The 6,322-nt window shown below is 29.2% G+C and carries 5 protein-coding genes; 3 read left to right on the top strand and 2 right to left on the bottom strand.

The annotated features are described in order from the left end of the window. The first annotated feature begins 6 nt into the window (after positions 1 to 6). The 3 genes from ACJDT4_RS22065 (at position 7) to ACJDT4_RS22075 (ending at position 4,446) form a co-directional block, all read left to right on the top strand. Complete coding sequence (locus ACJDT4_RS22065; protein WP_406789769.1) at positions 7 to 2,607, top strand: sensor histidine kinase; 2,601 nt, start codon at positions 7 to 9, stop codon at positions 2,605 to 2,607. 95 nt (positions 2,608 to 2,702) lie between these two features. After that, on the top strand, positions 2,703 to 3,392 hold the full coding sequence (locus tag ACJDT4_RS22070; protein WP_406789770.1) for a response regulator transcription factor: 690 nt from the start codon (positions 2,703 to 2,705) through the stop codon (positions 3,390 to 3,392). Continuing rightward, positions 3,370 to 4,446, top strand: coding sequence for a sensor histidine kinase (locus ACJDT4_RS22075; protein WP_406789772.1), 1,077 nt, complete (start codon positions 3,370 to 3,372; stop codon positions 4,444 to 4,446). Before ACJDT4_RS22070 ends, ACJDT4_RS22075 begins: the two co-directional genes overlap by 23 nt. 50 nt (positions 4,447 to 4,496) lie before the next feature. Here ACJDT4_RS22075 and ACJDT4_RS22080 read toward each other — a convergent pair whose 3' ends face one another. Together ACJDT4_RS22080 and ACJDT4_RS22085 are read right to left on the bottom strand one after the other, a co-directional pair. Next, complete coding sequence (locus tag ACJDT4_RS22080; RefSeq protein WP_406789774.1) at positions 4,497 to 5,747, bottom strand: metallophosphoesterase; 1,251 nt, start codon at positions 5,745 to 5,747, stop codon at positions 4,497 to 4,499. Positions 5,748 to 5,959: 212 nt separating this feature from the next. Beyond that, positions 5,960 to 6,322, bottom strand: a 363-nt coding sequence (locus tag ACJDT4_RS22085) for a transketolase-like TK C-terminal-containing protein (protein ID WP_406789775.1), incomplete at its 5' end; no start/stop codon positions are given.

The raw sequence follows: 6,322 nt of genomic DNA on the forward strand, positions 1-6,322 counted from the left end.
AGTAATTTGAGAAGATTTATTTTGGTAATAATTTTGTCTGTAGTAACGGGCATGTTAAGTTATAGCTTTTATCAGAACAAGGAATTTGAAAATTTAAGAAATAAAAATGAAATAGTAGAAGATAAACTAAAAGATATGGTTAAAGAATACAAGGAATATTTTAATGAACGTATAAAATGCCTTGGAGTTGAAGATGAATCTAAACGAGAAGACAGCTTTTTCAAAACTCAGTATGAATTTTATAAGAAGCATGATAACAAAAATAATAAAATGTTATTTAGGTTTGTTACTATAAATAATACAAGTGGAGAAATGTTTTGGGAAGATTGGCCTTATAAGGATATTTTGAAATATGAGCCTAAAGAAGTTAATATTAATAAGAGTAATGTTGAAAACTATATAAGTGAAAATTCTTATACATACATTAAATATGGACAAAATTATGCAAATGGATATATTAGCATGCTTCCAAAGAATCCAGGTGAGGAGAAAACTGATATTACTAATTGGACAACATATTATTGGCTGGATAAAAGGGACTACTCATCAGATGATATACTAAAAATCATAGATATAAATATAAATAATGCACGTAAAATGGCAGCGTTAATATGTGCGTTGGGCATAGTTACTTTGATTTATTTGATTTCACTTTTGGTTTACATAAAAAAGTTTGGAATAATAGAATTGATAAGTGATATAAAAGCTCGCATTATAAGAATTGGTATTAACTGTATGAGAATGCCTTTTTGGAATCCGTGCAAAATTTTATTGAAAATTATTAAAAAAGTTTTTATAGGTGGAGTTTTAAGGAGAAGCGTTATGCTGCTTATTTTGTTAATAGCGGTAGGTATAGTAGATTATCACTTTTATGCAAGTGACAATTATAAAAATTGGTTTAATAGGAAATGGGCGCTGCACGACAAACTTACTGATTTAAGTAAAGGCTATGAAAAGGAATTAGGTGAGTATACAAATCATTTTTTTAAAATTAATGATGGTGAAATTAAAGAAGAAGATTTTGAAAAGCACGATTTTAAAAGTTATTATGGTAGAGGAGATAGCGATGCAGTTAGATTTGTTGTTGTAGATAATAAAAAGCACAAGGTGTTTTGGGAATATTGGACATTAGCAGATTTAAAAGTGAACAAAGAAATTAAAGCGGATATTGATAAAAATATTATAGCTTATATAAAGAAAAATGCTTATGTGTATAACAACAGTCGCGTAATGGTAGGTGGAGGTGTAGAGATTCCAAGCCCTAAGTATGCTGCTCTTACTGGAGCTAAACCTAGCGTCGGAGATGTGTATATGGATATGACTGTATACTATTGGTTTGATAAAAGAGATGTACTTGTAGATGGTTTAGTGTATGATATAAATTTAAAAATAAATATAGCACGTAAAAATATTGAGCTATTAGTAGCATTAATTGTAGCTGCGGGTCTGTATTTAATTTCATTACTTTTATATATAAGAAAGTTTGGTATAAAGAAATTTTTAAGTGATATAAAAAGTGAGTGTATAGAACTTAAGCTTAAGTTTGATTTTGTTTGTGAAAAATTATCTTTTGAAGGTCCATATAAAAAAGCAATCATCATATTTTCAGTTACTTTGGTTTTTTATTTAACTATTTCCTATGTAGTAGATGGTGGAGAAGATCCGTCTTATTTCATAAAAAAGATTATTTTATTAGAAGAACCAATAGATTTTACATTTATACTCTTTATTTTTATAGTATTTTTACTTTCTTTAAAAAAGATAAAAAATTTTAAATATACTTTAGAATATACAGAAAAAATAGCAAAGGGAGATTTGTCACTTGAGATTAAAAAATCAGGAGATATTGATATGGACAAACTTGCAATCAAGATAAACTCAATAAGAGATGGCTATGAAAAGGCATTTAAAGAAGCTATAAAAAATGAGAGGGTAAAGACGGAATTAATTACCAATGTATCTCATGATTTAAAAACACCTCTTACTTCAATATTAACTTACGTGGATTTACTTAAAAGAGATAATTTATCCTTAGAGGAAAAAGAAGACTATATGAAAATAGTAGAAAAAAAGACTAAGAAACTTAACAATCTTGTAGAGGATTTAGTTGAAGTTTCAGAAGTAAATAGCGGCAAAATAAACCTTAATAGAGAAAAAATAGATATGGTTTTTTTAATTTATCAAGTAATAGGTGAATGCTCAAATTATCATGATGAGAGAAACATTAAGTTTAAGGTTAAAAGCTTTAGCGAAAAAGTTGAACTTTATATTGATGGAAAAAGAATGTCAAGGTTAATTGGAAATGTAATATCTAATGCGATAAAGTATTCTATGCCTAATACTAATGTATATGTAGAAGTGAAAAAAGAAAATGATGATATTGTAGTGTCTTTTAAAAGTATATCTGAAGATGAAATGAAATTTGATACTAATGAAATTTTTGATAGATTCAAAAGAGGAGACGAATCTAGAAACTCGAAGGTTGAAGGCTCAGGACTTGGACTTGCAATTGCAAAGGGCATAGCAGAACTGCATGGCGGAAGGATGTATGCTGAAAAAGAAGGAGACTTGTTTAAGATGTTCTTAATACTAAAAATAACACCATAAACTTAATATTAAATTAGTCATATAAACTGGAATTTAATATTAACAGTTTTAAGATTTAAGCTTATTTATAAATTAAAAGCTTGGAGGCAGATTAAATGAAACAAAAGGTACTTATTGTGGATGATGAAAAAGAAATAAGAGATGCTATAGAAATATATTTAAGAGGAACAGATATTGAGGTTTTTAAAGCAGAAAATGGCATTGAAGCACTTGAAATACTAGGAAAAGAAGAGGTTCAACTAATTGTTTTAGATGTAATGATGCCAAAGCTAGATGGAATTAGAACCTGCCTTAAAATAAGAGAAACAAAAAATATTCCTATAATAATGCTTTCTGCAAAAACTGAGGATGTGGACAAAATACTAGGACTTAACGTAGGAGCAGATGATTATGTTACTAAACCTTTTAACCCACTTGAATTAGTTGCTAGAATAAAGTCTCAACTTAGAAGATACTTGGTGCTTGGGGATGGAGAAATAAGCAGCGATGAAATAAAAATAGACGGCTTAGAGATTAGTAGGGAAAAGAATAGAGTTGTCGTTGATGGAGAAGATGTAAGCTTAACACCATTAGAATTTAAAATACTTCTTTTGCTTGCAGAAAATCCAGGTAGAGTATTTTCAATAAAACAAATATACGAAAATGTGTGGGGTGAACCTTTTTATAAAAGTGAAAACACGGTTACGGTGCATATAAGGAGAATAAGAGAAAAAATAGAGATAAACCCTAAGGAACCTAAGTATATAAAGGTGGTGTGGGGTATTGGATACAAAATGGATAAGTAAAATAATAAATTTAGTAATTAGAAAGCTTACAATATCCAATATGAAGTTAAGATACACATTAATTTTAATTATAACAATAATTCTTCCTGCAATTTTGTCAGAGGTAATTTATTCTAGAAGGTTAAGTGCTTTAGGAATAGTATACGCTTTTAAGTTGTTTATAACAAAGCTTCTTACACGTTATGGTATAAAGGATTTTTTTATAGTTTACTTAGTAATTATTTTCTTATATATAATGAAAAAGGTGAATTACTTTGAGTATATTTTGAAGAGTGCAAATAAAATTGCTGATGGGGATTTTTCTATTGAATTAAATGAAAGTGGAGATAAGGATTTATCAAAGCTTGCGCATAATATAAATTTGATAAAGCATGATTATGAAAATGCAATTGAAGAAAGACTTAAGGATGAAAGGTTAAAATCTGAAATTGTGTTAAACGTGTCTAATAACTTAAAATTTCCTATTAATTCCATAGAAAATTATATTGGATTATATCAAAATGAAAATATACTTGATAAGGAAAAAGAAGAATATTTAAATATAATATATGATAGGGCTAAAAAACTGAAAACACTTATAGAGAATTTATTTGAAGTTTCAAAATTAAACAGTGGGAAGGTGGAGCTTAATAAAGAGGATATAGATATTATGGAGCTTATATATCAAGTTATTGGCGAATGTTCACAGGATTATATCGAAAAAAATATTAAATTTATAGTAAACAGCTTTAGTCAAGAAGTAATTATAAGTGCCGATGGTAAAAAGATATCTAGGCTTATGGTGGAGCTTATAGTCAATGCTTTAAAATATTCGCTAAATGGCACAAGGGTTTACATTGAAGTAGAAAAAGCTGGTGGCAAAATAGGAATTTCAATAAAAAATGTTGCTAATTATGACATGTGTATATATGAAAAGTGTGTTTCTAAAAATCCGGGATTTGGAATTATTATAGCTAGTGGTATAGCAGAGCTTCATGGTGGAAGTATGAAAATTGAAAGAGAAGGGGAATTATTCAAGGTATATGTTTTCTTTAGAGACAAGAATATTTCGTAGTAAATTAATTTTAATTAGGGGAGAGACATTTAGTATCTCTCCTAACTTTTTTAATTAGCAGTTTTTGTAGTAAAGTTTACTGTTAAGTTGTTTCTAGATACATTATTAAAAGCATCAACGGCATAAATATCAAAAGTATAATTAGTATTTGGAGTCAGATTATTTATATCAAAAGTATGATAATCTGGTTCTGTGCATAAGAGACTATTAAGAACCTTATATGAAGTGCCAGTGGTTTTATTTACTATTTTATATGAGGTTACAAGAGTGTTATCCTTTGCCTTTGGATATGAAATAGCGGCTGAATTTTTAGTTATATTGTTTACAAAAGCTTTAGCAGAAGAGTGCCAATATGGAGGTTTATTATCTTGGGGCTTAAAGGTTACTGGATAATCAACAGTAAAAGTTTTTCCTACCCACTTATGCTGAGAAAATTCTCTACATTTAACCACTACTTTCTTATCATAGACTTTAACTACTAAACCTTCAGCTAGTGTGTTAGGCTCATAATTATCGTCTTCAGACATCATATAATATATAGCACCAGTGTTAAACATGGTAAATCCATTTTGAAACATAGTTCTTGGATGTTCTAATAAATAATGCGAATGACCTGAAAAGTAAATAGCCTCTGGATGTTTTTGTAATACGGCTGTTAATTCATCAGGATTTTCTACGTTATCGCAAGTATCGCTTCCATAAACCGTATGAGGGATTGGCTGATGCAAAAATACAAAGGCAGGCTTGTTATAAGCTTCATTTTCACTTAATTTACCATCGAGCCAATTAAGCTGCTCATCTGTAACTACAACTCCGCTTCCTTTTCCTAGATTTTCAGGACTTAGTACTATGAAATGATATCCATTTATCCACTTATCATAGTTTAAAGCTGGCATATGAGTTTTTGAAATAAAACGGTTTTGACACTGAGCAAGAGTTGAGTTTTTTGAATAATACTCATGATTTCCCATAGTTATTATGCTAGCTGCGGAGGGGTTTTTATTTGAATTGAGTATATTCATAAAAGTATCGTAGTTATTAGCTTCACCATTGTCAGTTATGTCTCCGACTATAGCGATGGCATTGTAATTTGGAAGTTTACAATTTAAATCTTGCAAAGTATTTCTAAATTTTAAATCTGCATTGGTGCCCCCTATATGAACATCGCTAATAACAGGAAAGATTAGATTAGGCTTATTTTTCTTGGCAGCATACACTTGACCTTTTGGTATTGTCAGAAAAGTAAAGGATACGATAGATAAAAGTGAACAGGATAACTTAAGGAAAAGTCTTTTTTTCATTTACAATTCTCCTTTAAAATTATTAATAAGAATATTATTTAGTTAAAGTTCTTATACAACAATTTTAAATGTAAAATTTTAACTTTAGTTTAAGGGAACGTTAAAATAAGATTATGTATAGTTTAAAGTAAAAGAATTTTTTGAATAAATGTTAAAGCCTAAATCTTAAAGAATTTAGAAAGTTAAGATTTAGGCTCTTAGGTTTACGAATTTTATTTAATGTTCTGAGATACTATTTTCTCAGCTTTAGAGACTACATTTTCAACAGTAAAGCCATAGTTTTCAAATAGAACTTCTGCTTTTCCTGAGGCTCCAAAGTCGTTCATTGCAATTATATCTCCATCAAGACCAATATATCTGTACCAGCCCATAGGGGAAGCTGCTTCTACCGCAAGTCTCTTTCTTACTGCTTTTGGAAGTACGCTTTCTTTGTATTCTTCGCTTTGAGCTTCAAAGAGTTCGAAGGATGGCATACTTACTACTCTAGCATCTATTCCCTTTTTCTTTAATACTTCATGAGCTTTGTATATAAGTTCTACTTCTGAACCTGATGCCATTAAGATTATATCTGGAAC

The organism is Clostridium neuense, assembly GCF_045310695.1.
GTDB classification, from domain to species: domain Bacteria; phylum Bacillota; class Clostridia; order Clostridiales; family Clostridiaceae; genus Clostridium_S; species Clostridium_S neuense.